The organism is Pseudomonas juntendi (genome assembly GCF_021560075.1).
In the GTDB taxonomy this organism is placed as follows: Bacteria; Pseudomonadota; Gammaproteobacteria; order Pseudomonadales; family Pseudomonadaceae; genus Aquipseudomonas; species Aquipseudomonas juntendi.
In genome coordinates this window covers 5214948-5241399 of the sequence record NZ_CP091088.1, presented here as the reverse complement: position 1 = coordinate 5241399, position 26452 = coordinate 5214948, and the positions used below count along the sequence as shown (strand labels likewise).

Here is a 26452-nt window from a genome sequence, read left to right as displayed (position 1 = left end):
CTCTGCAACATCCGGTAACGGCTCAATGGATGAGCAAGAAAATGGGATTCACTACCATTTGCGCCTCTCATACCTTCCGAGGAGCGCTTTCCATGTTGCCACGCAAGCCCCTACTGGCCGCCCTGGCCCTGACTTTGTTCGGCGGCACCGCCCAGGCAGCGGAAGAAGTGGCGGTGTACTCCTCGCGCATCGATGAGCTGATCAAGCCGGTGTTCGATGCCTATACCGCCAAAACCGGCGTCAAGATCAAGTTCATCACCGACAAGGAAGCGCCGCTGATGCAGCGCATTAAGGCCGAGGGCGACAATGGCGTGGCCGACCTGCTGCTGACCGTCGATGCCGGCAACCTGTGGCAGGCCGAGCAAATGGGCATCCTGCAGCCGATCAAGTCCGCCACCATCGACCAGAACATTCCGCCGCAGTACCGCGCCTCGTCCCATGACTGGACCGGCCTCAGCTTGCGCGCGCGCACCATCGTCTACTCCAGCGAGCGGGTCAAACCGGCAGAGTTGAGCACCTACGAGGCCCTGGCCGACAAGCGATGGGAAGGCCGCCTGTGCCTGCGCACGGCGAAAAAGGTCTACAACCAGTCGCTGACCGCCACCCTGATCGAAACCCATGGCGAGGCGAAGACCGAGCAAATCGTCAAAGGCTGGGTCAACAACCTGTCCACCGATGTGTTCTCCGACGACAACGCGGTGATCCAGGCCATCGAGGCCGGCCAGTGCGACGTGGGCATCGTCAACACCTACTACTACGGCCGCCTGCACAAGCAGAACCCGCAGTTGCCGGTGAAGCTCTTCTGGCCCAACCAGGGCGACCGTGGCGTGCACGTGAACCTGTCGGGCATTGGCCTGACCAAACATGCACCGCACCCCGAGGCGGCGACCAAGCTGGTGGAGTGGATGACGGGTGAAGAAGCGCAGAAGCTGTTCGCCGACATCAACCAGGAATTCCCGGCCAACCCGAAGGTCAGGCCATCGGAAGAAGTGGCAGCGTGGGGCAGCTTCAAGGCAGACAGCATTCCGGTGGAAATTGCCGGCAAACGCCAGGCTGAAGCCATCCGCCTGATGGATCGGGCTGGCTGGAATTAAGCGCCGGGCTTTATCCTCTCGGGGCCTGAAAGGGCCTCTTCGCGGGCTCGCCCGCTCCCACAGGATCTGCACTGCCCTTGAGATTTGGGCAGTCCCTGTGGGAGCGGGCGAGCCCGCGAACGACCGCAAAGCGGTCGCAAACCAGCCATAGAGACATTCACCTTGTCCCACACCCCCCAACGCCGCTGGTACTTGCCGGTATCGCTGATCGCTGCCCTGGTGCTCCTGCCCCTCAGCGTGCTGCTGCTGTCGTGGCAATCCATAGACGTGCAGATCTGGTCGCACCTGCTCGACACCCAGATGAGCCGCCTGCTGGGTAACACCCTGACGCTGGTTCTGGGGGTGGGCATCGGCGTCACCGTGCTGGGCGTCAGCCTGGCCTGGCTCACCAGCCTCTGTGAGTTCCCCGGCCGGCGCTGGCTGGACTGGGCGCTAATGTTGCCGTTCGCCATACCCGCCTATGTGCTGGCTTTCGTGTTCGTCGGCCTGCTGGACTTCGCGGGCCCGGTGCAGACCGCACTGCGCGAGGTATTCGGCCCCATGCGCCTGCCCCGGGTGCGCTCTACCGGCGGGGTCATCATCGTGCTGGTGCTGGTGTTCTACCCCTATGTCTACCTGCTGGCGCGCACGGCGTTCCTGGCACAGGGCAAAGGCTTGATGGAGGCCGCGCGGGTGCTTGGGTTATCACCCTTGCAGGCCTTCTGGCGGGTGGCGCTGCCCATGGCGCGGCCGGCGATCGGCGCCGGTGTCGCCCTGGCGCTGATGGAAACCCTGGCCGATTTCGGCGCGGTGGCGGTGTTCAATTTCGACACCTTCACCACAGCCATCTACAAGACCTGGTACGGGTTTTTCAGCCTGTCCAGCGCAGCCCAGCTGGCCAGCCTTTTGCTGCTGGCGGTGATGCTGGTGCTGTACGGCGAGCGCCGTGCCCGCGGCGCCAGCCGCAGTGGCAACGAGCGGCCACGCGGGCAGGCGCTGTACCGCTTGCGCGGGCTGAAGGCGTTGCTGGCCAGCGGCTGGTGCCTGCTGGTGTTCGCCTGCGCCTTCGTCATCCCGCTGCTGCAACTGCTGGTGTGGTTCTGGCAGCGCGGGCGGCATGACCTGGACGAGCGCTATGTCGGCCTGGTGTCGCACACCTTGTACCTGGGCGCCATGGCCGCGCTGCTCACCGTGAGCGCAGCATTGCTGCTGGCCTTCGCCCGGCGCCAGGCGCCGAGCGCCGGCATACGCGCCGGGGTCGGCCTGGCCAACCTGGGCTATGCCTTGCCCGGTTCGGTGTTGGCGGTGTCGATCATGCTGGCCTTCAGTTACCTGGACAACCAGCTGGTCATCCCGTTGTCCGGCTGGTTGGGCGGGGCCGGCAAACCGTTGCTGCTGGGCAGCCTGTCGGCCTTGCTGCTGGCTTACCTGGTGCGCTTTATCGCCGTGGCTTACGGGCCACTGGAAAGCAGCCTGGAGCGCATTCGGCCTTCTTTGCCCGAGGCTTCACGCAGCCTGGGTGTCGGCGGTGCCAGGTTGTTCCTCAAGGTCTACCTGCCGCTGTTGCTGCCTGGCGCCCTCAGCGCCGCCTTGTTGGTGTTTGTCGACGTACTCAAGGAAATGCCGGCCACCTTGCTGATGCGGCCGTTCGGCTGGGACACGCTTGCTGTGCGGGTTTTCGAGATGACCAGTGAAGGCGAATGGGCGAGAGCGTCGTTGCCCGCCCTGACGCTGGTGCTGGTGGGCCTGTTGCCGGTCATCGGCCTGATCCGCCGTTCGGCCCGTCGACCCTGCCACGGTCACTGAGGGTGCCAGCGCGCGGGCTTGCGGCTACAATGCGCGGCATTCGCGCGGCGGGTGTCAAACAACAAGAGCTGACGCGCAACGTCATCGACCGCCGCCGCTTCGCCACGCCCGGAAGGAGAAACCCATGGGACAGCGCACGCTTTTGTACGACCTGCACTTGGCGCTAGGCGCCAAAACGGTCGATTTCGGTGGCTGGGACATGCCCCTGCACTATGGCTCGCAGGTCGAGGAGCACCATCAGGTGCGCAGCGATTGCGGGGTGTTCGATGTCTCCCACATGACTGTGATCGATGTCGATGGTAGCGATGCCACCGCCTGGCTGCAGCGCCTGCTGGCCAACGATGTGGCCCGCCTCGTCGACACTGGCAAAGCGCTATACAGCCCGCTGCTGCAGGCGCAGGGCGGAGTGATCGACGACCTGATCGTATACCGCACGGAACATGGCTATCGCCTGGTCACCAACGCCGCCACCCGCGCCAAGGTGCTGGGCTGGCTGCAGCAGCAGCGTGACGGTTTTGCCGTGGACTTCAAGGTCCGCCCCGACCTGGCCATCCTTGCCATCCAGGGCCCGCGTGCCCGAGAAAAGGTTGCGCCCCTGCTTAGCGCCGCGCGTGCCGCGCTGATCCGCGAACTGCGCCCATTCGAGGGCTTTGCCGAAGGCGACTGGTTCATTGCCCGCACCGGTTATACCGGTGAAGACGGCCTCGAGATCATCTTCCCTGGCGACCAGGCCGTGGGCTTCTTCAACGACCTGGTGGGTGCTGGCATCGCCCCCAGCGGCCTTGGCGCCCGCGACACCCTGCGCCTGGAAGCCGGCATGAACCTGTACGGCCAGGACATTGACGAGCAGCACACCCCGCTTACCTCCAACCTGGGCTGGAGCATTGCCTGGGAGCCTGCCGAGCGTGACTTCATTGGCCGCGCTGCCCTGTTGGCGGAAATCGAGCACGGTGTGCAGGAAAAACTGGTCGGCCTGGTACTGGAAGAGCGCGGCGTGCTGCGCGCCCATCAGGTCGTGCGTGTCGCCGGTATTGGCGAAGGGGAGATCACCAGTGGTAGTTTCTCGCCTACGCTGAGCAAGTCCATTGCCTTGGCGCGCGTGCCCATGGCCACTGGTGACCGGGCCGAGGTGGAAATTCGCGGCAAGTGGTACCCGGTGCGGGTGGTCAAACCGACCTTCGTGCGCCACGGCAAGATCCTGATCTGAACCATTATTTACCGGCGGGCGTACCGCTGAGCCAATCGAGGAATTCAAGACATGAGCAATATCCCCGCCGAACTGCGTTTCGCCGAAAGCCACGAGTGGGCCCGCCTGGAAGCTGACGGCAGCGTCACCGTGGGCATCAGCGACCACGCCCAGGAGGCCTTGGGTGACGTGGTGTTCGTCGAACTTGCCGAAGTCGGCAAGGTGTTCGCCGCGGGCGACGCTGCCGGTGTGGTCGAGTCGGTCAAGGCCGCTTCGGACATCTATGCCCCAGTGGGTGGCGAAGTGATCGCGGTGAACGAAGCGCTGGCTGACAGCCCGGAGCTGCTCAACGAAGAGCCTTACGGGGCGTGGATCTTCAAGCTCAAGCCAAGCGACAAGGCCGAGCTGGACAAGCTGCTGGATGCTGCTGGTTACAAGGCCGCTATCGGCGAATAAGGCTTCAGGCCTGATCGCCGGCAAGCCAGCTCCCACAGAGATTGCATCAGGGCTGACAGGTGGTCGCCACAAGATATGCAGTGCCAGTGAGATCGAGCGCCGCCCGCGCGGCGCATCGCGAGCTGCGCTCGCTCCTACGTTTGTTTTGGGCCAGTAACCCCTGTGCCACCTGCGCGCGACCGCCTTGTTTGTACCGCGCGATAATGAGGCATGCGCCGCGCGGGCGGCGCTAGCTCTCACAGGCGCTGCATGTCTTCTGACAAACATCTGTCAGCCCTGATGCGATCCCTGTGGGAGCCGGCTTGCCGGCGATAGGGCCGGTACTGACCAAACAAGTTTCCCCGCACAACCGGCAATCCCTTCCTAGACTTGTAGTCTCCATGAGAGCTGTTCCAGGAAGAGAGCGTGGTCATGTCCCAGTCGCCGTCCCTGCATCAACTGCAAGAGCTCAACCCGTTCCTGCGTCGCCACCTGGGCCCGGATGCCGCCGAGCAGCAGGCCATGCTCAATGCACTGGGCGTGGCGAGCCGCGCCGAGCTGATCGAGCAAACCGTTCCGCCAGGCATCCGCCTGAAGCGCCCCCTCGACCTGCCACCGGCACTCGACGAGCAGGCGGCCTTGGCCAAACTCGCGGGTTATGCTGCGCAAAACCAGGTATGGACCAGCCTGATCGGCATGGGCTACCACGGCACCATCACCCCCACGGTCATCCTGCGCAACGTGCTGGAAAACCCCGGCTGGTACACCGCCTACACGCCTTACCAGCCTGAAATAGCCCAGGGCCGGCTGGAGGCGCTGCTGAACTACCAGCAGATGGTCATCGACCTGACCGGGCTGGCCCTGGCCAACGCCTCGCTGCTGGACGAGGCGACTGCCGCCGCCGAGGCCATGGCCCTGGCCAAGCGCGTGGCGCGCAGCAAGAGCAATGCATTCTTCGCCGATGAGCACTGCCACCCGCAAACCCTGTCAGTGCTCAAGACCCGCGCCGAAGGCTTCGGCTTCGAACTGATCATCGACTCTGTGGATAACCTGAACACGCATGCGGTATTCGGCGCCTTGCTGCAGTACCCCGATACCCACGGCGAGGTGCGCGACCTGCGCCCGCTGATCGAGCACTTGCATGGCCAGCACGCCCTGGCCTGCGTGGCTGCCGACCTGCTCAGCCTGGTACTGCTCACGCCGCCCGGCGAGCTGGGCGCCGATGTGGTGTTGGGTTCCAGCCAGCGCTTTGGTGTACCGATGGGTTACGGCGGGCCACATGCGGCGTATTTCGCCTGCCGCGACGATTACAAGCGGGCCATGCCCGGGCGCATCATCGGCGTGTCGCGTGATGCCCGTGGCAACACCGCGCTGCGCATGGCCCTGCAAACCCGCGAGCAGCATATCCGCCGTGAAAAAGCCAACTCCAACATCTGCACGGCGCAGGTGCTGCTGGCCAACATCGCCGGCTTCTACGCGGTCTACCACGGCCCGCAAGGCCTTCAGCGCATTGCCCAGCGCGTGCACCGGCTGACGGTCATTCTGGCGGCCGGCCTTGCGGCCAAAGGCATCAAGCGCCTCAACCAGCACTTCTTCGACACCCTTACCCTCGACGTGGGTGGCGCACAGGCAGCCATCATCGAGAGCGCTGAAGCCGCACAGGTCAACCTGCGCATACTGGGCCGCGGCCACCTGGGCGTGAGCCTGGATGAAACCTGCAACGAGCAGACAGTGCTGCGCCTGTTGGACATTTTCGTGGGGGTTGACCACGGGCTGGACATCGCCGCGCTTGACCAGTCGGCCCTGGCCGAAGGCATTCCGCCCAGCCTGGTGCGGCATTCGCCGTTCCTTGCCCACCCGGTGTTCAACCTGCACCACAGCGAAACCGAGATGCTGCGCTACCTCAAGCAGCTGGAGAACAAGGACCTGGCGCTGAACCAGTCGATGATTCCGCTGGGCTCCTGCACCATGAAGCTCAATGCTACCAGCGAGATGATCCCGATCACCTGGCCTGCTTTCGCTCAGCTGCACCCGTTCGCCCCGGCGGGGCAGGCCGTCGGGTACAAGGCGATGATCGACGAGCTGGAAAGCTGGCTGTGCACCATTACCGGCTTCGATGCCATCTGCATGCAGCCCAACTCCGGGGCCCAGGGTGAGTACGCTGGCCTGATGGCGATTACCCGCTACCACCGCAGCTGCCAGCAACCGCAGCGTACCTTGTGCCTGATCCCGTCGTCGGCCCACGGCACCAACCCAGCGTCGGCACAGATGGCTGGCATGGAGGTGGTGATAGTCGATTGCGATCAGGGCGGCAACGTCGACCTGGCAGACCTCAAGGCCAAGGCCGGTGCAGCCGGTGAGCGCCTGTCGTGCCTGATGATCACCTACCCCTCAACCCACGGTGTGTACGAAGAGGGCATTCGCGAAATCTGTGACGTGGTGCACCAGCACGGCGGCCAGGTGTACATGGACGGCGCCAACCTCAATGCCCAGGTGGGGTTGGCGCGCCCTGCCGACATCGGTGCCGATGTGTCGCACATGAACCTGCACAAGACCTTCTGCATCCCCCACGGCGGCGGTGGTCCGGGCATGGGGCCGATCGGTGTTCGCGCTCATCTGCAACCCTTCGTCGCCAGCCACCCGGTGGTACCGGTCCCCGGCCTGGATCCGAACAACAGTGCGGTCAGCGCTGCGCCCTGGGGCAGCGCCAGCATTCTGCCGATCAGCTGGATGTACATTGCCATGATGGGCCCGCAACTGGCGGACGCCAGCGAGGTGGCGATCCTCTCTGCCAACTACCTGGCCAGCCAGCTGGCTGGAGCCTTCCCGGTGCTCTACCGCGGGCGTAACCAGCGCGTGGCGCATGAGTGCATACTCGATCTGCGGCCGTTGAAGGCGCTGACGGGCATCAGCGAGGAGGACGTGGCGAAGCGCCTGATGGACTACGGCTTCCATGCACCGACCATGTCGTTCCCGGTGCCGGGTACGCTGATGGTGGAACCGACCGAAAGTGAGTCCAAGGCCGAGCTGGACCGCTTTATCGAAGCGATGCTGGCAATTCGCGCGGAGATCGCGGACGTTCAGGATGGCAAGTGGCCGGCAGAGAACAGCCCGCTCAGGCATGCGCCGCATACCTTGGCCGATGTCCTGGGTATATGGGACAGGCCCTACAGCCTGGAGCAGGCGGTGGCGCCGGTTGCGCATGTGCGCCAACACAAGTACTGGCCGGCGGTTAACCGGGTCGACAACGTGTATGGGGACCGCAACCTGTTCTGTGCCTGTGTGCCGGTGGAGGCTTATCGCTGATAGCGCAGGGGTGACCGATTGGGCGCGCAGCGCGCGCCCCGGGGTTTTACTCGGCTACCGCATTCTTGGCCAGGATGGCATTGGCCAGCTCCATGTCCGAGGCCTGCAGCCCCGGGTTCTCGGCCCGCGCCTGGTGCATGGCGGCTTCCAGGAACGGCCCACGAATCGCACCTTCGCTGGCAACGAAGCTGCTGGCGTCGTCCTGCGCGGCGAGGACAAGCTTGTGGTCCCGCGACGTCAGGTAGGTCGAACCAGTCGTTGCCCCGGAAGAAATCACGTTACGCCAAAAGGTATCAGCCATGGCCGAGCCCATAGGCAGCGAGAGCAGGGCAGCGGCGGCAACGGCAGTTTTGAGACGCATGTTGAAACACCTCGAAGGGTGGGGGTTGAAGATGCGCCGTTGGATCTTTTCCAATGGGGCAAGTTCCTGAATGCCGGGGCTTTTCGTCAGCCGCAGACGCGCAGCACCTCATGCATGCAGGTCTGCCCAGTGGTCACCTTGGCCTCGCCACAACGGCGAAGGTCCACCAGGCCATCGGCCCGGGCCTGTTGCCGCAGAATGGTCAGGTCGGCATCCCGGCCGATCAGCGCGCGCAGCTGGTCGCTGGGCTCGAGCAGTTCAAATAAACCGGTGCGGCCATGAAAGCCGGTGCCTCGGCAGGTACGGCAGTGGGCGCAGGTATTCGCTTGGCAGTCCGGGCACAGGGTGCGTACCAGGCGCTGGGCCATGACGCCGACCAGCGTCGCCTTGATCAGGTAGTCGGCCACGCCCAGTTCCTGCAGGCGGGTGATGGCCGCGCAGGCATCGTTGGTGTGCAGGGTAGACAGCACCAAATGCCCGGTCAGTGCGGCCTGTACAGCCACCAGGGCCGTTTCGCGGTCGCGAATTTCGCCGATCATGATGATGTCCGGGTCCTGACGCAGCAGGGCGCGTACCCCGGCGGCAAAACCAAGGTCCAGGGCGGGCTGCACCTGCAACTGGTTGAACGCCGGCTCCAGGCGCTCGATGGGGTCTTCGATGGTGCACAGGTTGACCTGTGGCGTGGCCAATAGCTTGAGGCTGGTATACAGCGTGCTGGTCTTGCCGGAGCCGGTGGGGCCCGTCACCAGGATGATGCCCTGGCGCTTGCCCAGCAGGCGCTGCCACTGGGCCAGTTGCTGGCCTTGCAGGCCGAGGCGGTCGAAGCCCTCGTGCAGTTGCTGCGGGTCGAACAGGCGCAGCACCAGCTTTTCGCCGTAGGCGGTTGGCAGGGTCGACAGCCGTAGCTCGACCTCACCGCCGCCGGGCAGGCGGCTGTGCAGGCGGCCGTCCTGCGGCCGGCGCTTTTGCGCCACATCCATGCGCCCCAGGTGCTTGAGGCGGCTGACCAGTGCCAAGGTTACGCCGGCAGGAAAGGCGTACACGTTATGCAGCAGGCCGTCGATGCGGTAGCGCAACTGGCCCTGATCGCGGCGGGGTTCCAGGTGAATGTCGCTGGCACGTTGTTCGATAGCGTACTGCAGCAACCAGTCGACGATGTGCACGATGTGCGCGTCGTCGGCGCTGGCTTCGGCCTGGCGCTTGCCCAGTTCCAGCAGTTGCTCGAGTTCGCCCAGGCCGGCGGCCTGCTGGTATTGCGCGCCTTTTACCGACTGGGCGAGGTGCTCGAACGACTGCCCTGCCTGGCGGATCTGCAACGGGCTGGCCAGCACCCGGCGAATCGGCCGGCCCAGGCTGCGGGCCAGGTCGGCCTGCCAGTCGTTCTGGTAGGGCTCGGCACTGGCGACGGTAACGCCGAGGGCGTCGGCTGCGACGATGAGGATGCCGTGGCGCTGGGCGAAGGCCGGTGCGATCAGGCCGCTGACCTGGGGCAGGTCGAGCTGCATGGGGTCGATGCGCAGGTAAGGCTGGCCGACCTTGCGGGCCAGCCATTGGCAAAGGTGCTCAAGGTCCAGCTGCTGGCCAGGCTGTTGGCGGTGTTCCAGGCTGCAGGCGGCGATCTGTTCGAGCGGATGGCAAGCGGGGTGGGCGGCGGCGTTGTCGAGCACGTGCTCGGCGTCGTTGGCGTGCAGGTGCTGGTCGGCGACCAGGGCGGCGAGCACGCGTTCAAGGTCGAGGGTCATTGTGTGGGGGCTATGCATGCTGGGCGTCCGTGCCTGATCGGGAATGTGCCGATCAGGCTAGCCGGGCGGGGCGCGGGCATCACGGGGGAAGGGTTTCGGGGTTTTACACGTACGGTGTAGAGGCATTCCGCGAGGCTATAGGCCAATGCCAGTCAGTTAAGTAATTTGGGGCCGCTTTGCGACCCTTCGCGGGCACGCCCCACAGGGGATCGCGCATTTCTTGAGTTCAGCGCCTAATGTGTGGGAGCGGGCGTGCCCGCGAAGGGCTGCAAAGCAGCCCCAGTAACGCTTAACTGACAGGCATTAGGCAGCCTTTATTCGCTATGATTTGACCATTTTGCTTGGCTGTCGAATTGAGCAATTCGTCAGCACCCACTATGGAGAAACAGCAATGCATAGCGAGCTGGACGCCTACGATCGGCGCATTCTTGAACTGCTGCAAGAGGACGCTTCGCTTTCCAGCGCGCAGATTGCCGAGCGTGTGGGGCTGTCACAGTCACCGTGCTGGCGGCGTATCCAGCGTTTGAAGGACGAGGGGGTGATTCGTGGGCAGGTGACCTTGCTCGACCGCAAGAAGATCGGCCTGAACACCCAGATATTCGCCGAGGTGAAGCTCAATGCCCACGGGCGCTCCAACTTCACCGAATTCACCGAGGCCATTCGCGGCTTCCCGGAGGTGCTGGAATGCTATGTGCTGATGGGCGCGGTGGATTTTTTGCTGCGCATCGTTACCTCGGATATCGAGGCCTATGAGCGGTTCTTCTTCGAAAAGCTGTCGAACGTGCCGGGGATTCAGGAAGTGAACTCGATTGTGGCGCTTTCAGAGATCAAGTCCACGACCAGCCTGCCGCTCAAGACTCGCTGACGTGGTTTCGTGTAGGAGCGGCCTTGCGTCGCGAAAGGGCCGCAAAGCGGCCCCGGCAGTATGTGCTTGAAGCGCAGATCCCGGGGGCGCTTCGCACCCCTTTCGCGACGCAAGGCCGCTCCTACAGGGCCGCATCAGGCCTTGAGCAGGTGCTTCCAGCCACGGCTCTGGTCGACTGCCCGAGCCTGGTCGATGCGTGCTTCCAGCACTTCATCGCTGATCGGCAGTTCGGCCAGCTCGTGCAGCTTCTTCAGGTCGCCATACAGGCGGTCCATCTGCGGTGCTTCCAGCACCTGGCGGGCGTGGTGCAGCCAGGCCAGCAGTTGTTCGATCCGCGGCAGCTGCTCAGCCAGGTCTTCGGGGCGCTGGGTGTACAGCGGCAGCTTCAGTGCACGGCCTTCTTCACCCAGCAAATGGCCCATCCAGCTGGCCAGCTGCGCCTTGCCCTGGCGTTCGCCACGGCCCTTACGTTCCACTGTCCAGGTGCGGGCCAGCAGCCAGCGTGAGGTTTCCAGCGAGAACTGGCCCCAGCGCACGTCTTCCAGCTCTTCGGCAAACTGCTCGGGCGCGGCGCGGCGGATGTCTTCGTCGTCGTTACCGGCCTGCACCAGCGGGCGCCAGTCTTCCAGCAGGGCGTCGAGGCTGCTGCGCAGTTCACGGGTAGCGGCACGCGGTGCGGCCTGGCCCAGGCTGGCGGTCAACGCGCGCAGTTCGCTCAGGCACTCGACCCAGTCCTGCAACAGGCGCCAGTGGCCATTGTGGCGGTACTGCTCGGCCAGGCGCTGGCTGCTGCCCAGCAGTTGCCAGGCCAGGGCGGCGTAGGCGTCGTCCACGGCCATTTCTGCGTCCAGCTCGGCATCTGGCAGGCCCAGCTCATAGCTGTCTGGCTCCAGCAGGCGGTAGCCGCGCTCGGCCTTGCTGATGTCGCACGGCATCAACGGCAGGCTGGCGGCCAGCTCGGCGGCCAGTTCCAGCAGTGCCTGCGGCTCACCTTCGCGCAGCTCAAGCTCCAGCTCGCAGATGGCTTCCTTGCGCTTGCCGGCGACCACGAAGCCTTGGTCCAGCGCGGCCTCGATCACCACCTTGCTTTTGCCACGGCCCCAGGCGATTTCGGCGAACTCGCGGGTGAAGTCCGTGGTGAACAGTGGCTTGATGGTCTTTTTGTCCAGGCCGGCCAGTTGTTCGGGCCAGCAGGTGGCATCGAGCTTTTTCAGGTCCAGCTTGGGCTTGTCCAGGTTCCACTCGTACTCATTGCGCTCCGACAGGCCCGCTACGCTCTGGCCGCGGCACTTGAGGGTCTGGATGACCACATCGCCATCGCGACGCAGGCGCAGGGCCACGCGCGCGGCGGACAGCTCACGCTCGGGGGTGTCGAAGTACTGGTTGGTCAGTTCGCGGGTCTGCCAGCCGGACTTGTTGCGCTTTTTCAGCAGAGGGTGCTCGCGCAGGGCGGCAAGGGTCTCGCGGCTGGCGCGTAGCTTGAGTTCGGTTTCTTTGTGCATCACAGACTCGAAGGAGGGGGCGTGGTTGGCAAGGAGTTTACAGCAGTCGGCCGCGCTCTGTCGGGTCGCGGTGGTTTCTTCGCGGGCTCGCCCGCTCCCACAGGCAAAGCGCAGCCCTTGAAGGCATTGAAATCCCTGTGGGAGCGGGCAAGCCCGCGAAGAAGCCCACACGCTTGCCCTGGGAACGATAGGCATTGTTATGATGGGCAACGCTTCCCAGGAGTACGCGCATGCCGTTGCCGACGCTGAAAGACCAGTTTGCCGCCTTGATCGCCGCGCCTTCGGTCAGTTGCACCCAGCCAGCGCTGGACCAGTCCAACCGCCAGGTCATCGAGCTGCTGGCCGGTTGGCTGGGCGACCTGGGGTTCCAGTGTGACATTCAGCAGGTCAGCCCCGGCAAGTTCAACCTGCTGGCCAGCCGCGGCACCGGCCCGGGCGGCCTTGTGCTGGCGGGGCACAGCGACACCGTGCCCTACGACGAACAACTGTGGCGCAGTGACCCGCTGAAGCTGACAGAAACCGACGGGCGCTGGGTTGGCCTGGGTAGCTGCGACATGAAAGGGTTCTTCGCCCTGATCATCGAAGCCGTCATTCCGCTGCTGGAGCACGATTTCAAGCAGCCCCTGCTGATCCTCGCCACCTGTGACGAAGAAAGCTCCATGTCTGGTGCCCGCGCCCTGGCCGAGGCCGGCCAGCCGTTGGGGCGAGCGGCGGTGATCGGCGAACCGACCGGGCTGCGGCCGATCCGCATGCACAAGGGCATCCTAATGGAGCGCATCGATATCCTGGGGCGCAGCGGCCATTCCTCGGACCCAAGCCTGGGCCACAGCGCCATGGAAGCCATGCACGCGGTCATGGGCGAGCTGATGGGCCTGCGCCAGCAATGGCAGCAAACCTACCGCAACCCACAGTTCAGCGTGCCCACCCCGACCATGAACTTTGGCTGCATCCACGGCGGCGACAACCCAAACCGTATCTGCGGCCAGTGCGCACTGGAGTTCGACCTTAGGCCTTTGCCGGGCATGGATGCCGAGCAGTTGCGGTCGGCCATCCGCGAGAAACTGCAGCCGCTGGCCGAGCGCCACGAGGTCCGTATCGACTACGCACCGCTGTTCCCGGAGGTGCCGCCGTTCGAGCAGGCGGCCGATGCCGAGCTGGTGCAGGTAGCCGAACGCCTGACCGGCCATCGCGCCGAAGCGGTGGCGTTCGGCACCGAAGCACCTTATCTTCAGCAGCTGGGTTGCCAGACCATCGTGTTGGGCCCCGGCGACATCGCCTGCGCCCACCAGCCTGGCGAATACCTTGAAATGTCACGAATCGAGCCTACCGTGCGTCTATTGCGTGACCTGATCCGGCACTATTGCCTGCACTAAACGTCAATCGTACTGATTCGTTCCTGCCTAGAGGAGACCGCGCGTGACCGCAAGCCTGTTCCGACGATGATCCTGAACGCCCCGTGTATCGCCGTTCTCCGTCCACTTATCCACAGGCCCTGTCATGCCCGATTACGTCAACTGGCTGCGTCATGCCTCCCCGTACATCAATGCCCATCGCGACTGCACCTTCGTGGTCATGCTGCCTGGCGATGGGGTAGAGCACCCCAACTTCGGCAATATCGTCCACGACCTGGTCCTGCTGCACAGCCTTGGCGTGCGCCTGGTACTGGTGCACGGCTCGCGCCCGCAGATCGAAAGCCGTCTGGCTGAGCGCGGCCTGACGCCGCATTACCACCGCGGCCTGCGCATCACCGATGCCGCCACCCTGGACTGCGTGATCGACGCCGTCGGCGCCCTGCGCCTGGCCATCGAGGCGCGCCTGTCGATGGACATCGCGGCCTCGCCGATGCAGGGCTCTCGCCTGCGCGTGGCGTCCGGCAACCTGGTCACCGCACGGCCGATCGGTGTGCTCGAAGGGGTGGACTACCACCATACCGGCGAAGTGCGCCGGGTCGACCGCAAGGGCATCAGCCGCCTGCTCGACGAGCGCTCCATCGTGCTGTTGTCGCCCTTGGGTTACTCACCCACCGGGGAGATCTTCAACCTGGCCTGCGAGGACGTCGCTACCCGCGCGGCCATCGACCTGGGTGCCGACAAGCTGCTGCTGTTCGGCGCCGAGCCAGGTTTGCTGGACGCAGACGGCAAGCTGATACGCGAGCTGCGCCCACAACAGGTGGCCCCGCACCTGCAGCGCCTGGGCAGCGATTACCAGGGCGAGTTGCTGGATGCTGCGGCTGAAGCCTGCAAGGGCGGCGTCGCGCGTAGCCACATCGTCAGTTATGCCGAAGACGGCGCCCTGCTGACCGAGCTGTTCACCCGCGGCGGGGGCGGCACGCTGGTATCGCAGGAGCAGTTCGAGGTGGTGCGCGAGGCGACCATCGAAGACGTCGGTGGCTTGCTCGACCTGATCAGCCCGCTGGAAGAGCAGGGCATCCTGGTGCGTCGCTCGCGCGAGGTGCTGGAGCGTGAGATCGAGCAATTCAGTGTGGTCGAGCGCGAAGGCATGATCATCGCCTGTGCGGCGCTGTACCCGATTGCCGATTCCGAGGCCGGCGAGCTGGCGTGCCTCGCGGTCAACCCGGAGTACCGCCATGGTGGGCGGGGCGACGAATTGCTGGAGCGTATCGAGAGCCGTGCGCGGCAAATGGGCTTGAGTACCCTGTTCGTGCTTACCACGCGCACGGCGCACTGGTTCCGCGAACGTGGCTTTGCGCCGAGTGGCGTGGAGCGGCTGCCGGCAGCGCGGGCATCGCTGTACAACTACCAGCGTAATTCGAAGATTTTCGAGAAGTCTTTGTAAACCTGTACCGGCCCTATCGCCGGCAAGCCGGCTCCCACAGGGAAAGCGCCAGCCCTGAAGGTTGTGCAGTACCTGTGGGAGATTCTATGGTTCCTGGCAAGGGTAGCCGGAGCATCTTCAGCGCCTGTGAGATCGAGCGCCGCCCGCGCGGCGCTCGCTCTAACAGGCGCTGCCATACCTTGTGGCAAACACCTGTCAGCCCTAAGGCGATCCCTGTGGGAGCTGGCTTGCCGGCGATAGGGCCGCAAAGCGGCCCCGGCAATCTCAGCGTGTACAGAACATCTTGGCGGCGGCGTTTTGTTTACACGGTATGCAGGTACCAGTTGTACTCGAGGTCGGAGATCGAGTGTTCGAACTCCTCCAGCTCGCTTTCCTTGCACGCGACGAAGATGTCGATGTACTTCGGATCGATGTACTTGTTCAGAATCTCGCTGTCGTCCAGCTCACGCAAGGCATCGCGCAGGTTGTTCGGCAAGCTCTGCTCAAGTTGCTCGTACGAGTTGCCTTCGATCGGCGCGCCTGGCTCGATCTGGTTGGTCAGGCCATGGTGCACGCCCGCCAGCACGGCAGCCATCATCAGGTACGGGTTGGCGTCGGCACCGGCTACGCGGTGCTCGATGCGCACAGCATCGGCCGAGCCGGTCGGTACGCGCAACGCCACGGTACGGTTGTCCAGGCCCCAGCTTGGCGCGTTCGGTACGTAGAACTGCGCACCGAAGCGGCGGTAGGAGTTGACGTTCGGGCAGAGGAACGCCATGGACGCTGGCAGGGTCTCGAGCACACCGCCGACAGCGTGACGTAGCGCGGCGTTCTGCTCGGGATCCTCGCTGGTGAAGATGTTGTTGCCATCTTTGTCCAGCACGGAAATGTGTACATGCAGGCCGTTGCCTGCCTGGCCCGGGTAGGGCTTGGCCATGAAGGTGGTGTCCATTTCATGGTCGTACGCAATGTTCTTGATCAAGCGCTTGAGCAGTACCGCGTAGTCGCAGGCCTTGAGCGGGTCTGGCACGTGGTGCAGGTTGACTTCGAACTGCGCCGGGGCGCTTTCCTTGACGATGGCGTCGGCCGGGATGCCTTGTTCCTTTGCGCCTTCGAGGATGTCCTGCAGGCAGTCGGCATATTCGTCGAGGTCGTCGATCAGGTACACCTGGGTCGACTGCGGGCGTTTGCCCGAGATTGGCGAGCGCGGTGGCTGTGGGCGGCCGTTCACGTTCTCCTGGTCGATCAGGTAGAACTCCAGCTCGAACGCGGCGCAGATGGTCAGGCCCATGTCGGTGAACTTGCTCACCACCTGGCGTAGCACTTCGCGCGGGTCGGCGAAGAACGGCTCGCCTTCCAGCTCGTGCATGGTCATCAGCAGCTGGGCAGTGGGGCGCTTTTGCCACGGTTCGTTACAGAGTGTGTCTGGGATCGGATAGCAGATGCGGTCGGCATCGCCGATATCCAGGCCCAGGCCAGTGCTTTCGACGGTGGAACCGTTGATGTCGAGGGCGAAGAGGGAGGCCGGCAAGTTGATGCCTTTCTCGTAAACCTTGTGGAGGCTGGTGCGCTCTATGCGCTTGCCGCGCACCACACCATTCATATCTGCAATCAGAAGGTCAACGTAGAGAACCTCAGGATGTTCCTTAAGGAACGCGTTCGCTTCGTTAAGCTGAACGGCACGCGGGGGTACCGACATGATGCAACACCTTTGTTGTTAAAAATATCAATCAAGGGGGGCTTGCAAGACCAGTCAACCGAAAAGCCATACTGATGTCAAGCCAACCCCATGATGCCCTGAAATGGCCCATCTACGGCAGATTTGCTGCAAATCGGGGCATGGCATTATCCGCTATTTCCCCGGTAAAGAGCTATCTCAAGCGTGCCGTGTTTTATTTTTTACGCGGGTGTTGTGTAAAAAAATGAACAAGGCTAAGCTCGGTCTCAACCCAGAACACAATAATACGAGGGTCACATGGTCCGCTTGCCGCGACCTGAAAGCACTGCGTGCGCAGTGCCATCGGGTACCTCCGCCGTTCATGCAAGCTGCGTCGCTGTTGCTGCCGCCCTGGCCGCAATAATTGACGTTTGGCGTTCCCGGACCTGCCCTCGCAGCGGCTTGCCGCCCTTCGTTTCATCTTCCTGCCTTTTGAACTCATTTCGGACACAGCTGATTTCAGTGTATCCACTGTGGCTCTGCGCGGGGGTTTTTGCTTTAGCAATCTTCTCCATCCAGAATCAAGTCGCGGACCACCTTACCTCCTGAGGTATTTATGAGTAACAACCTCGACCAGCTCACCGATTGGTTGAAAGAGCACAAGATCACCGAAGTCGAATGCATGATCAGTGACCTGACCGGCATCACGCGCGGCAAGATTTCGCCTACCAACAAATTCATTGCCGAAAAGGGCATGCGCCTGCCCGAGAGCGTGCTGCTGCAGACCGTGACCGGCGACTACGTCGACGACGACATCTATTACGAATTGCTCGACCCGGCCGACATCGACATGATCTGCCGCCCTGACGAAAACGCCGTGTTCCTCGTGCCGTGGGCCATCGAGCCCACCGCGCAGGTGATCCACGACACCTACGACAAGAAGGGCAACCCGGTCGAACTGTCGCCGCGCAACGTGCTGAAAAAAGTGCTCAAGCTCTACGCCGACAAAGGCTGGCAGCCGATCGTCGCGCCGGAAATGGAGTTTTACCTCACCAAGCGCAGTGAAGACCCGGACTTCCCGCTGCAGCCGCCGGTAGGCCGTTCCGGTCGCCCGGAAACCGGCCGACAGTCGTTCTCGATCGAAGCGGCGAACGAATTCGACCCGTTGTTCGAAGACGTGTACGACTGGTGCGAGCTGCAGCAACTGGACCTCGACACGCTGATCCACGAAGACGGCACGGCGCAGATGGAAATCAACTTCCGTCATGGCGACGCCCTGCACCTGGCTGACCAGATCCTGGTGTTCAAGCGCACCATGCGCGAAGCAGCGCTCAAGCACAACGTGGCGGCCACCTTCATGGCCAAGCCGATGACCGGCGAGCCGGGCAGTGCCATGCACCTGCACCAGAGCGTGGTCGACGTGGCCACGGGCAAGAACATCTTCAGCAATGCAGATGGCAGCATGAGCGAACTGTTCCTGCACCACATTGGCGGCTTGCAGAAGTTCATCCCCGAGGCGCTGCCGCTGTTCGCCCCCAACGTCAATTCCTTCCGCCGCTTCCTGCCCGACACATCGGCGCCGGTCAACGTGGAGTGGGGCGAAGAAAACCGCACCGTCGGTTTGCGTGTACCGGATGCCGGCCCGCAGAGCCGCCGGGTCGAGAACCGCCTGCCGGGCGCTGACGCCAACCCCTACCTGGCCATCGCCGCCAGCCTGCTGTGTGGCTACATCGGCATGGTCGAAGGTATCGAAGCCAGTGCGCCGGTGCAGGGCCGTGGTTACGAACGGCGCAACCTGCGCCTGCCGCTGACCATCGAAGATGCCCTGGAGCGCATGGAGAACAGCCGTGCGCTGGTGCAGTACCTGGGCAAGAAATTCATTACCGGCTATGTCGCCACCAAGCGCGCCGAGCACGAGAACTTCAAACGTGTAATCAGCTCCTGGGAGCGTGAGTTCCTGCTGTTTGCTGTCTGATCAACCCTGGCGCCGCAGGTGCGCGGCGGCCGAACTACGGAGAAGCCCATGAGCGTCAACAACCCGCAAACCCGTGAATGGCAAGCCCTGAGCGGGGAGCATCACCTGGCACCTTTCAGTGACTACAAGCAGCTGAAAGAGAAGGGGCCACGCATCATCACCAAGGCCCAGGGTGTGCATTTGTGGGACAGCGAGGGGCACAAGATTCTCGATGGCATGGCCGGCCTGTGGTGCGTGGCCGTGGGCTATGGCCGCGAAGAGCTGGTGCAGGCGGCAGAGAAGCAGATGCGTGAACTGCCGTACTACAACCTGTTCTTCCAGACCGCCCACCCGCCGGCGCTGGAGCTGGCCAAGGCGATCACCGAGGTGGCGCCGCAAGGCATGACCCATGTGTTCTTCACCGGCTCCGGCTCCGAAGGCAACGACACGGTGCTGCGTATGGTCCGCCATTACTGGGCGCTGCAGGGCAAGCCGCAGAAGCAGACCATCATCAGCCGCGTCAACGGTTACCACGGTTCGACCGTCGCCGGCGCGAGCCTGGGTGGCATGAGCGGCATGCACGAGCAGGGTGGCCTGCCGATTCCGGGCATCGTGCACATCCCGCAGCCGTACTGGTTCGGCGAAGGCGGCGACATGACGGCGGACGAATTCGGGGTGTGGGCTGCCGAACAGCTGGAGCAGAAAATTCTGGAGGTCGGCGAGGACAACGTTGCTGCGTTCATCGCCGAGCCCATCCAGGGGGCCGGCGGCGTGATCATCCCGCCTGAGACCTACTGGCCGAAGGTGAAGGAGATTCTGGCCCGTTACGACATCCTGTTCGTCGCCGACGAAGTGATCTGCGGTTTTGGCCGGACCGGCGAGTGGTTCGGTTCCGACTACTACGGGCTGCAGCCCGACCTGATGACCATCGCCAAGGGCCTGACCTCCGGGTACATCCCCATGGGCGGGGTGATCGTGCGGGACACCGTGGCCAAGGTCATCAGCGAAGGGGGTGAGTTCAACCACGGTTTCACCTATTCGGGCCACCCGGTGGCCGCCGCCGTAGGCCTGGAAAACCTGCGCATCCTGCGCGACGAGCACATCGTCGAGAAGGCGCGCACGGAAGCGGCACCGTATTTGCAAAAGCGTTTGCGTGAGCTGCAGGACCACCCGCTGGTGGGCGAGGTACGCGGCCTGGGCCTGCTCGGCGCGATCGAGCTGGTCAAGGACAAGGCCACCCGCAGCCGTTACGAAGGCAAGGGTGTGGGCATGATCTGCCGCAACTTCTGTTTCGAAAACGGCCTGATCATGCGCGCTGTGGGTGACACCATGATCATCGCGCCGCCGCTGGTGATCAGCCATGCAGAGATTGATGAGCTGGTAGAAAAGGCGCGCAAATGCCTGGACCTGACACTCGAAGCGATTCGGTGAGCGTTTGCTAGGCTAGCGAAGTGACATTAAGTCGTTACCAGGCCCTGCTTTCCTTGATACAGGGCCCGGTAACTTGCCAGACTAGCGACTGTTTCAGTCGCCGCACGCTCTGCACCGTGGGTTCTGGCAGCTGAACGGAAGGCTAAACAAAAATTCTGGAGCATTACGCATGAAGAAAATGGGCAAGACGTTGCTGGCCGCCGCCCTGATGGGCGCCATGGCCTCCGCTGTTCAGGCTGAAGACAAGGTGTTGAACGTCTACAACTGGTCGGACTACATCGCTCCGGACACCATCGCCAAGTTCGAGAAACAGACAGGCATCAAGGTCAAGTACGATGTCTTCGACAGCAACGAAACCCTCGAGGCCAAGCTGCTGGCCGGCAAGTCGGGCTACGACATCGTGGTGCCGTCCAACAACTTCCTGGCCAAGCAGATCAAGGCTGGTGTGTACGAAGAGCTGGACCGCTCCAAGCTGCCGAACTGGAAAAACCTCGACCCCGACCTGCTCAAGGCCGTGGGCGATGCCAGTGACAAGGGCAACAAGCACGCCTTCCCGTACATGTGGGGCTCGATCGGCATCGGCTACAACCCGGAGAAGGTCAAGGCCGCGCTGGGTGTGGACAAAATCGACTCGTGGGACGTGGTGTTCAAGCCAGAGAACATCGCCAAGCTCAAAAGCTGCGGCGTGAGCTTCCTCGACGCGCCGACCGAGATGCTGCCGGCCGCGCTGCACTACCTGGGCCTGCCGACCGACAGCACCAAGAAGGATGACCTGAAGGCTGCCGAGGACCTGTTCCTCAAGATCCGCCCTTCGATCACCTACTTCCACTCGTCCAAGTACATTGGCGACATGGCCAACGGCAACATCTGCGTGGCCGTTGGCTACTCGGGTGACCTGGAGCAGTCCAAGGCCCGTGCCCATGAAGCCGGCGACAAGGTCAAAGTGGACTACGTGATTCCGAAAGAAGGCGCCGGTACCTTCTACGACATGGTCGCCATCCCCAAGGATGCCGAGCATAAAGACGCTGCCTACCAGTTCATGAACTTCCTGATGCAGCCGGAAATCATGGCTGAAATCACCAACGCCGTGCGCTTCCCGAACGGTAACCAGGCCGCGACCCCGTTGGTCGACAAAGACATCACCAGCGACCCGAGCATCTACCCGCCTGCCGACGTGAAGAAAAAGCTGTACGCGATCGCCGCGCCTGATGCTTCGGTACAGCGTGTGATCACCCGCAGCTGGACCAAGATCAAATCGGGCAAATAAGCCCGGTGGCAGTACCTCCGGGCCGGTAAATGCCGGCCCAGAGGCTTTGGAAGGCAATTGTTCATTGCGGCATCGAAGCTGCGAAGGTAAGTTGCGCGCCGGTTTTGCGTGTGCGGCAGCATTGTCGCTACCCAGGCACTGATTGTGAGGACCACCCACTTGTCTATTTCTGTATTCCGCAAGGCCTTGCTGGCCGGCGCGGGCCTGACGCTGGCATGCAGCGTCCAAGCGGCGCCAACGGTGCACTTCTATAACTGGTCCGACTACATCGGCCCGACCACACTCGCGGACTTCGAGAAAGCCACGGGCATCAAGCCCGTGCAGGATGTGTTCGACTCCAACGAAACCCTGGAAGGCAAGCTGCTGGCCGGTAATACCGGCTACGACGTGGTCGTGCCGTCCAACCATTTCCTCGGCAAGCAGATCAAGGCGGGCGCGTTCCAGAAGCTCGACAAGAGCCTGCTGCCCAACTATTCGAACCTCGACCCGGCGCTGATGAAGCGCCTGGAAAAGAACGACCCGGGCAACCAGTACGCGGTGCCCTACCTGTGGGGCACCAACGGCATCGGCTACAACGTCGACAAGGTGAAAGCCGCCCTGGGCGTGGACACCATCGACTCGTGGGCCGTGCTGTTCGAGCCCGAGAACATGAAGAAGCTGTCCAAGTGCGGGGTAGCCTTCCTCGACTCGGCGGACGAAATGCTCCCGGCGGTGCTCAACTACATGGGCCTGAACCCTAACAGTACCAACCCCAAGGATTACGCCAAGGCCGAGCAGAAGCTGCTGGCCGTGCGCCCTTACGTGACCTACTTCCATTCGTCCAAGTACATCACCGACCTGGCCAATGGCGACATCTGCGTCGCGGCGGGTTTCTCGGGTGATGTGTTCCAGGCCAAGGCCCGCGCTGAAGAAGCGAAGAAGGGCGTGAACCTGGCTTACGCCATTCCCAAGGAAGGCGGCAACCTCTGGTTCGATGTACTGGCGATTCCCAAGGACGCCAAGAACGTCAAAGAGGCGCATGCCTTCATCAACTATTTGCTGAAACCTGAGGTTATCGCCCAGGTCAGTGATTACGTCGGTTACGCCAACCCGAACCCCAAGGCTGGCGACCTGATGGACCAGGCCGTGAGGACTGACGCCGCGGTTTACCCACCGCAGGAAGTGCTGGACAAGATGTTCGTCAATTCAGAGTTGCCACCCAAGGTGCAACGGCTGATGACCCGCAGCTGGACCAAGGTCAAGTCGGGCAAGTAACAATCCAGACCCGCGCCGGCGCCTGCCAGGCAGGCCGCGCGGGCACAAAAATCTTGTTGGGAGTTTCACTCATGGCAGTTGCCTCCGGTGCCTATAAAAAAGCCCTCGAGGGTGGCCAGCAACCCAAGCAGGTGCTGGTCAAGATCGACCGGGTCACGAAGAAATTCGACGAAACCGTAGCCGTGGACGATGTGTCCCTGGAAATCCGCAAGGGCGAGATCTTCGCCCTGCTCGGTGGCTCCGGTTCCGGCAAGTCCACCTTGCTGCGCATGCTGGCAGGCTTCGAACGCCCGACCGAAGGGCGGATCTACCTCGATGGCGTCGACATCACCGACATGCCGCCGTACGAGCGGCCGATCAACATGATGTTCCAGTCGTACGCCTTGTTCCCGCACATGAGCGTGGCGCAGAACATCGCCTTCGGCCTGCAGCAGGACAAAATGCCCAAGGCCGAGATCGACGCCCGCGTGGCCGAGATGCTCAAGCTGGTGCACATGACCCAGTACGCCAAGCGCAAGCCGCACCAGCTGTCTGGCGGCCAGCGCCAGCGCGTGGCCCTGGCCCGCTCGCTGGCCAAGCGCCCGAAGCTGCTGCTGCTTGACGAGCCAATGGGCGCGCTGGACAAGAAACTGCGCTCGCAGATGCAGCTGGAACTGGTCGAGATCATCGAGCGCGTGGGGGTGACCTGCGTGATGGTGACCCACGACCAGGAAGAGGCCATGACCATGGCCCAGCGCATCGCCATCATGCACCTGGGCTGGATTGCCCAGATCGGTTCGCCGGTCGATATCTACGAAACGCCTACCAGCCGCCTGGTGTGCGAGTTCATCGGCAACGTCAACCTGTTCGAAGGCGATGTGGTCGATGACGCCGAGGGCTACGCGATCATTGCCAGCCCGGAACTGGAGCGCAAGATCTACGTTGGCCACGGCATCACCACCTCGGTGGAAGACAAGCACATCACCTATGCCCTGCGCCCGGAGAAACTGCTGGTGACCACCAAGCAGCCGGAGTTCGAGCACAACTGGTCGCGTGGCAAGGTGCACGATATCGCCTACCTGGGTGGCCACTCGGTGTTCTACGTCGAGCTGCCCAGCGGCAAGGTGGTCCAGTCGTTCGTCGCCAACGCCGAGCGCCAAGGCGCGCGGCCGACCTGGGGCGATGAAGTGTATGTGTGGTGGGAAGACGACAGCGGCGTGGTACTGCGGTCATGAAACTGCGCAAGCTCAAGCGAGCCTTCCAGCGCATAACCCCGGAGGGGCGGCACCTGGTGATCGGCGTGCCGTTCATCTGGCTGTTCCTGTTCTTCATGCTGCCGTTCTTCATCGTGCTGAAGATCAGCTTCGCCGAAGCCGACGTGGCGATCCCGCCGTACACCGAGATCTACACCTACGTCGAAGACAAGATCCAGCTGGTCCTGAACCTGGCCAACTACGGCTTGCTCACCGAGGATGAGCTGTATATTTCCGCCTACCTGGGTTCGCTGAAGATGGCGTTCTTCAGCACCCTGCTGTGCCTGCTGATCGGCTACCCGATGGCCTACGCCATTGCCAACGCCAAGAAGGAAACGCAGACGGTCCTGCTGTTGCTGATCATGATGCCGACCTGGACGGCGATCCTGATCCGCGTCTACGCCTGGATGGGCATTCTCAGCAACAACGGGCTGCTCAATGGCTTCCTGATGTGGACGGGGCTGATCGACCAGCCGTTGCAGATCCTCAACACCAACCTGGCGGTGTACATCGGCGTGGTCTATTCGTACCTGCCGTTCATGATCCTGCCGCTGTTCGCCAACCTGGTAAAGCACGACCCGTCGCTGCTGGAGGCCGCTTCGGACCTGGGTTCGAGTACCTTCAACAGCTTCTGGAAGATCACCGTGCCGCTGTCGAAGAACGGCATCATCGCCGGCTGCATGCTGGTGTTCATCCCGGTGGTGGGCGAGTTCGTCATCCCCGAGCTGCTCGGCGGCCCGGAAACCCTGATGATCGGCAAGGTGCTGTGGCAAGAGTTCTTCAACAACCGTGACTGGCCGGTGGCCTCTGCCCTGGCGGTAGTGATGCTGGCGATCCTGATCGTGCCCATCCTGCTGTTCAACCGTAGCCAGGCCAAAGAGATGGAGGGCCGCGCATGAAACGCTTCAGTTTCTCCAAGCTGATGCTGGTGCTGGGCTTGCTGTTCATCTACCTGCCGATGCTGATCCTGGTGATCTACTCGTTCAACGCCTCCAAGCTGGTGACGGTGTGGGGCGGCTGGTCGGTGAAGTGGTATGTCGGCCTGCTCGACAACACCCAACTGATGGGTTCGGTGATGCGCTCGCTGGAAATTGCCTGCTACACGGCGGTGGCAGCGGTGGCGCTGGGTACCCTGGCCGCGTTCGTGCTGACCCGCGTCACCCGCTTCAAGGGCCGCACGCTGTTCGGCGGCCTGGTCACCGCACCGTTGGTAATGCCCGAGGTGATCACCGGCCTGTCGCTGTTGCTGCTGTTCGTGGCCATGGCGCAAATGATCGGCTGGCCGCAGGAGCGTGGCATCGTCACCATCTGGATCGCCCATACCACGTTCTGCGCCGCGTATGTGGCGGTGGTGGTGTCGGCGCGCCTGCGTGAGCTGGACTTGTCGATCGAGGAAGCGGCGATGGACCTGGGTGCCAAGCCTTGGAAGGTGTTCTTTCTGATCACCATCCCGATGATCGCGCCATCGCTGGCGGCGGGCGGCATGATGTCGTTCGCGCTGTCGCTGGACGACCTGGTATTGGCCAGCTTCGTTTCCGGGCCTGGCTCGACCACCTTGCCGATGGAAGTGTTCTCGGCGGTGCGCCTGGGTGTGAAGCCCGAGATCAACGCCGTGGCCAGCCTGATTCTGCTGTCGGTGTCGCTGGTGACCTTCTTTGTCTGGTTCTTCAGCCGCCGTGCCGAAGAGAACCGCCGCCGGGCGATTCAGCAGGCGATTGAAGAGGGTGCAGCAGCGAACGCTTCACAGCCGCAGGTCAAGCGCCCGACGCAAGTGGCGGCTTCGGCCTGATCCGGCCTTTTCGCGGGCTTGCCCGCTCCTACAGGTACAGCGCAAGTCTCAAGGCCTGCGCTGTACCTGTGGGAGCGGGCGAGCCCGCGAAGGCCCCAGCACCGATTCAAAGCCATACCGCATCCCAGTGTGGATAATCCCTGACACTCCGGACCAAGCCTGCCCTCAAGGGATTGGCAACGATGTACCGGGCCACATGCACCACATTCTCTTCCCGCCGCAGTGCATGGTCGTGATACCCCGGTTGCCATATCGGCTTGTGCCTGACACCTGCCTTGCGCAAGGCAATGGCTGTGCGTGATTTGAACTTGCGCATCAGTGTCGCCAATGCCACTTCCTTCAGTTCGATCAACCAATGCAGATGGTCGGGCATCACTACCCAGGCCAATGACCGGCAGTCCTCGATGCCATCGGAGACCCGCAGGTGTCTGACCACCAGGCGAGCGTGGACGAAGTCATTGAACAGTGGCCGCCGCAGGTGAGTTTTGGTGGTCAGCATGTAAAGCCTGCCTGGCTCGGAAAAGCGCCCACGGCGCAGCAGATGGGATTCGGCTAACGGCATTGTGATCTTCCTTGAAATTGAACCTCCCTTTGAAAGTAGTGGCTGAAGCGGGGTGGCCGGGTGGTTGGTGGTTTCCGGATATAACTGAAGCACGTGCTTGGCTGTGCCGGCCCTTTCGCGGGCTTGCCCGCTCCCACAGGAAAAGCGCAGGCCCTGAGACTTGCGCTTACCCGGTGGGAGCGGGCGTGCCCGCGAAGAGGCCGGCGCAAGCGCCGAAACTGCCGAACTGACCCCCGTCAGTGATGTTTATCGAAC

Annotated in this window: 20 protein-coding genes; 15 read left to right on the top strand and 5 right to left on the bottom strand. The window is 63.1% G+C overall.

The window, feature by feature from the left end:
* Window positions 1-92 precede the first annotated feature (92 nt).
* The 5 genes from L1P09_RS24160 to gcvP all read left to right on the top strand — a co-directional run bounded on the left by L1P09_RS24160 (window position 93) and on the right by gcvP (window position 7806).
* A complete protein-coding gene (locus L1P09_RS24160; protein ID WP_235768220.1) occupies window positions 93-1094 on the top strand; it encodes an extracellular solute-binding protein in 1002 nt (333 codons plus the stop codon).
* Between the two features lie 162 nt (window positions 1095-1256).
* Window positions 1257-2879: an ABC transporter permease gene (locus L1P09_RS24155; protein ID WP_054905397.1), complete on the top strand. Its 1623-nt coding sequence runs from the start codon at window positions 1257-1259 to the stop codon at window positions 2877-2879.
* A 124-nt stretch (window positions 2880-3003) separates the two neighbouring features.
* Window positions 3004-4086 carry a glycine cleavage system aminomethyltransferase GcvT gene (gene gcvT, locus L1P09_RS24150; protein ID WP_009684131.1) on the top strand — a complete coding sequence of 361 codons (1083 nt, stop codon included), beginning with the start codon at window positions 3004-3006 and terminating at the stop codon, window positions 4084-4086.
* A gap of 51 nt (window positions 4087-4137) precedes the next feature.
* The gene (gene gcvH / locus L1P09_RS24145; protein ID WP_054905396.1) at window positions 4138-4521 is read left to right on the top strand and encodes a glycine cleavage system protein GcvH; all 384 of its coding nucleotides are present in this window, start codon (window positions 4138-4140) and stop codon (window positions 4519-4521) included.
* A 411-nt stretch (window positions 4522-4932) separates the two neighbouring features.
* Window positions 4933-7806 carry an aminomethyl-transferring glycine dehydrogenase gene (gene gcvP / locus L1P09_RS24140; RefSeq protein WP_235768219.1) on the top strand — a complete coding sequence of 958 codons (2874 nt, stop codon included), beginning with the start codon at window positions 4933-4935 and terminating at the stop codon, window positions 7804-7806.
* A 46-nt stretch (window positions 7807-7852) separates the two neighbouring features.
* Here the strand turns inward: gcvP and L1P09_RS24135 are convergent, their stop codons facing one another.
* Together L1P09_RS24135 and L1P09_RS24130 are read right to left on the bottom strand one after the other, a co-directional pair.
* The gene (locus tag L1P09_RS24135) at window positions 7853-8167 is read right to left on the bottom strand and encodes a DUF2388 domain-containing protein (RefSeq protein WP_009684128.1); all 315 of its coding nucleotides are present in this window, start codon (window positions 8165-8167) and stop codon (window positions 7853-7855) included.
* 86 nt (window positions 8168-8253) lie between these two features.
* On the bottom strand, window positions 8254-9927 hold the full coding sequence (locus L1P09_RS24130; protein WP_235768218.1) for a GspE/PulE family protein: 1674 nt from the start codon (window positions 9925-9927) through the stop codon (window positions 8254-8256).
* A gap of 373 nt (window positions 9928-10300) precedes the next feature.
* Here L1P09_RS24130 and L1P09_RS24125 point away from each other — a divergent pair, with 373 nt between their 5' ends.
* Window positions 10301-10774, top strand: a complete 474-nt coding sequence (locus tag L1P09_RS24125; RefSeq protein WP_054905209.1) for an Lrp/AsnC family transcriptional regulator — start codon at window positions 10301-10303, stop codon at window positions 10772-10774.
* A gap of 134 nt (window positions 10775-10908) precedes the next feature.
* On the opposite strand, the gene L1P09_RS24120 is transcribed toward L1P09_RS24125, so the two are convergent.
* Complete coding sequence (locus L1P09_RS24120; RefSeq protein ID WP_054905210.1) at window positions 10909-12276, bottom strand: CYTH domain-containing protein; 1368 nt, start codon at window positions 12274-12276, stop codon at window positions 10909-10911.
* Between the two features lie 230 nt (window positions 12277-12506).
* On the opposite strand from L1P09_RS24120, the gene argE reads away from it, so the two are divergent.
* Both argE and argA read left to right on the top strand, forming a co-directional pair.
* A complete protein-coding gene (argE, locus tag L1P09_RS24115) occupies window positions 12507-13649 on the top strand; it encodes an acetylornithine deacetylase (RefSeq protein ID WP_029888016.1) in 1143 nt (380 codons plus the stop codon).
* A 124-nt stretch (window positions 13650-13773) separates the two neighbouring features.
* Entirely contained in the window at window positions 13774-15072 is a 1299-nt protein-coding gene (gene argA, locus L1P09_RS24110) for an amino-acid N-acetyltransferase (RefSeq protein ID WP_029888017.1), read from the top strand.
* Window positions 15073-15373: 301 nt separating this feature from the next.
* Here argA and L1P09_RS24105 read toward each other — a convergent pair whose 3' ends face one another.
* On the bottom strand, window positions 15374-16750 hold the full coding sequence (locus tag L1P09_RS24105) for a glutamine synthetase family protein (protein ID WP_009681720.1): 1377 nt from the start codon (window positions 16748-16750) through the stop codon (window positions 15374-15376).
* 574 nt (window positions 16751-17324) lie between these two features.
* Between L1P09_RS24105 and L1P09_RS24100 the strand changes: the two genes are divergently transcribed.
* The 7 genes from L1P09_RS24100 to L1P09_RS24070 all read left to right on the top strand — a co-directional run bounded on the left by L1P09_RS24100 (window position 17325) and on the right by L1P09_RS24070 (window position 25635).
* Entirely contained in the window at window positions 17325-18683 is a 1359-nt protein-coding gene (locus L1P09_RS24100) for a glutamine synthetase family protein (RefSeq protein ID WP_009681719.1), read from the top strand.
* 48 nt (window positions 18684-18731) lie between these two features.
* The gene (locus L1P09_RS24095) at window positions 18732-20093 is read left to right on the top strand and encodes an aspartate aminotransferase family protein (protein WP_144189495.1); all 1362 of its coding nucleotides are present in this window, start codon (window positions 18732-18734) and stop codon (window positions 20091-20093) included.
* A 169-nt stretch (window positions 20094-20262) separates the two neighbouring features.
* Entirely contained in the window at window positions 20263-21360 is a 1098-nt protein-coding gene (locus L1P09_RS24090; RefSeq protein WP_009681717.1) for a polyamine ABC transporter substrate-binding protein, read from the top strand.
* A gap of 159 nt (window positions 21361-21519) precedes the next feature.
* On the top strand, window positions 21520-22614 hold the full coding sequence (locus L1P09_RS24085; RefSeq protein ID WP_009681716.1) for a polyamine ABC transporter substrate-binding protein: 1095 nt from the start codon (window positions 21520-21522) through the stop codon (window positions 22612-22614).
* A 71-nt stretch (window positions 22615-22685) separates the two neighbouring features.
* Window positions 22686-23828: a polyamine ABC transporter ATP-binding protein gene (gene potA / locus L1P09_RS24080; RefSeq protein ID WP_009681715.1), complete on the top strand. Its 1143-nt coding sequence runs from the start codon at window positions 22686-22688 to the stop codon at window positions 23826-23828.
* Entirely contained in the window at window positions 23825-24745 is a 921-nt protein-coding gene (locus L1P09_RS24075; RefSeq protein ID WP_009681714.1) for an ABC transporter permease subunit, read from the top strand. The genes potA and L1P09_RS24075 overlap by 4 nt, the downstream gene beginning before the upstream one ends.
* Window positions 24742-25635, top strand: a complete 894-nt coding sequence (locus tag L1P09_RS24070; protein ID WP_054905162.1) for an ABC transporter permease subunit — start codon at window positions 24742-24744, stop codon at window positions 25633-25635. The genes L1P09_RS24075 and L1P09_RS24070 overlap by 4 nt, the downstream gene beginning before the upstream one ends.
* A gap of 106 nt (window positions 25636-25741) precedes the next feature.
* Here L1P09_RS24070 and L1P09_RS24065 read toward each other — a convergent pair whose 3' ends face one another.
* Window positions 25742-26197, bottom strand: a complete 456-nt coding sequence (locus L1P09_RS24065; protein ID WP_235768217.1) for an REP-associated tyrosine transposase — start codon at window positions 26195-26197, stop codon at window positions 25742-25744.
* Window positions 26198-26452 lie beyond the last annotated feature (255 nt).

Coding starts and splice junctions, on each gene's coding strand:
- L1P09_RS24160 (WP_235768220.1), top strand. CDS start 93: ATGTTGCCACGCAAGCCCCTACTGGCCGCCCTGGCCCTGACTTTGTTC.
- gcvT (WP_009684131.1), top strand. CDS start 3,004: ATGGGACAGCGCACGCTTTTGTACGACCTGCACTTGGCGCTAGGCGCC.
- gcvH (WP_054905396.1), top strand. CDS start 4,138: ATGAGCAATATCCCCGCCGAACTGCGTTTCGCCGAAAGCCACGAGTGG.
- gcvP (WP_235768219.1), top strand. CDS start 4,933: ATGTCCCAGTCGCCGTCCCTGCATCAACTGCAAGAGCTCAACCCGTTC.
- L1P09_RS24135 (WP_009684128.1), bottom strand. CDS start 8,167: ATGCGTCTCAAAACTGCCGTTGCCGCCGCTGCCCTGCTCTCGCTGCCT.
- L1P09_RS24130 (WP_235768218.1), bottom strand. CDS start 9,927: ATGCATAGCCCCCACACAATGACCCTCGACCTTGAACGCGTGCTCGCC.
- L1P09_RS24125 (WP_054905209.1), top strand. CDS start 10,301: ATGCATAGCGAGCTGGACGCCTACGATCGGCGCATTCTTGAACTGCTG.
- L1P09_RS24120 (WP_054905210.1), bottom strand. CDS start 12,276: ATGCACAAAGAAACCGAACTCAAGCTACGCGCCAGCCGCGAGACCCTT.
- argE (WP_029888016.1), top strand. CDS start 12,507: ATGCCGTTGCCGACGCTGAAAGACCAGTTTGCCGCCTTGATCGCCGCG.
- argA (WP_029888017.1), top strand. CDS start 13,774: ATGCCCGATTACGTCAACTGGCTGCGTCATGCCTCCCCGTACATCAAT.
- L1P09_RS24105 (WP_009681720.1), bottom strand. CDS start 16,750: ATGTCGGTACCCCCGCGTGCCGTTCAGCTTAACGAAGCGAACGCGTTC.
- L1P09_RS24100 (WP_009681719.1), top strand. CDS start 17,325: ATGAGTAACAACCTCGACCAGCTCACCGATTGGTTGAAAGAGCACAAG.
- L1P09_RS24095 (WP_144189495.1), top strand. CDS start 18,732: ATGAGCGTCAACAACCCGCAAACCCGTGAATGGCAAGCCCTGAGCGGG.
- L1P09_RS24090 (WP_009681717.1), top strand. CDS start 20,263: ATGAAGAAAATGGGCAAGACGTTGCTGGCCGCCGCCCTGATGGGCGCC.
- potA (WP_009681715.1), top strand. CDS start 22,686: ATGGCAGTTGCCTCCGGTGCCTATAAAAAAGCCCTCGAGGGTGGCCAG.
- L1P09_RS24075 (WP_009681714.1), top strand. CDS start 23,825: ATGAAACTGCGCAAGCTCAAGCGAGCCTTCCAGCGCATAACCCCGGAG.
- L1P09_RS24070 (WP_054905162.1), top strand. CDS start 24,742: ATGAAACGCTTCAGTTTCTCCAAGCTGATGCTGGTGCTGGGCTTGCTG.
- L1P09_RS24065 (WP_235768217.1), bottom strand. CDS start 26,197: ATGCCGTTAGCCGAATCCCATCTGCTGCGCCGTGGGCGCTTTTCCGAG.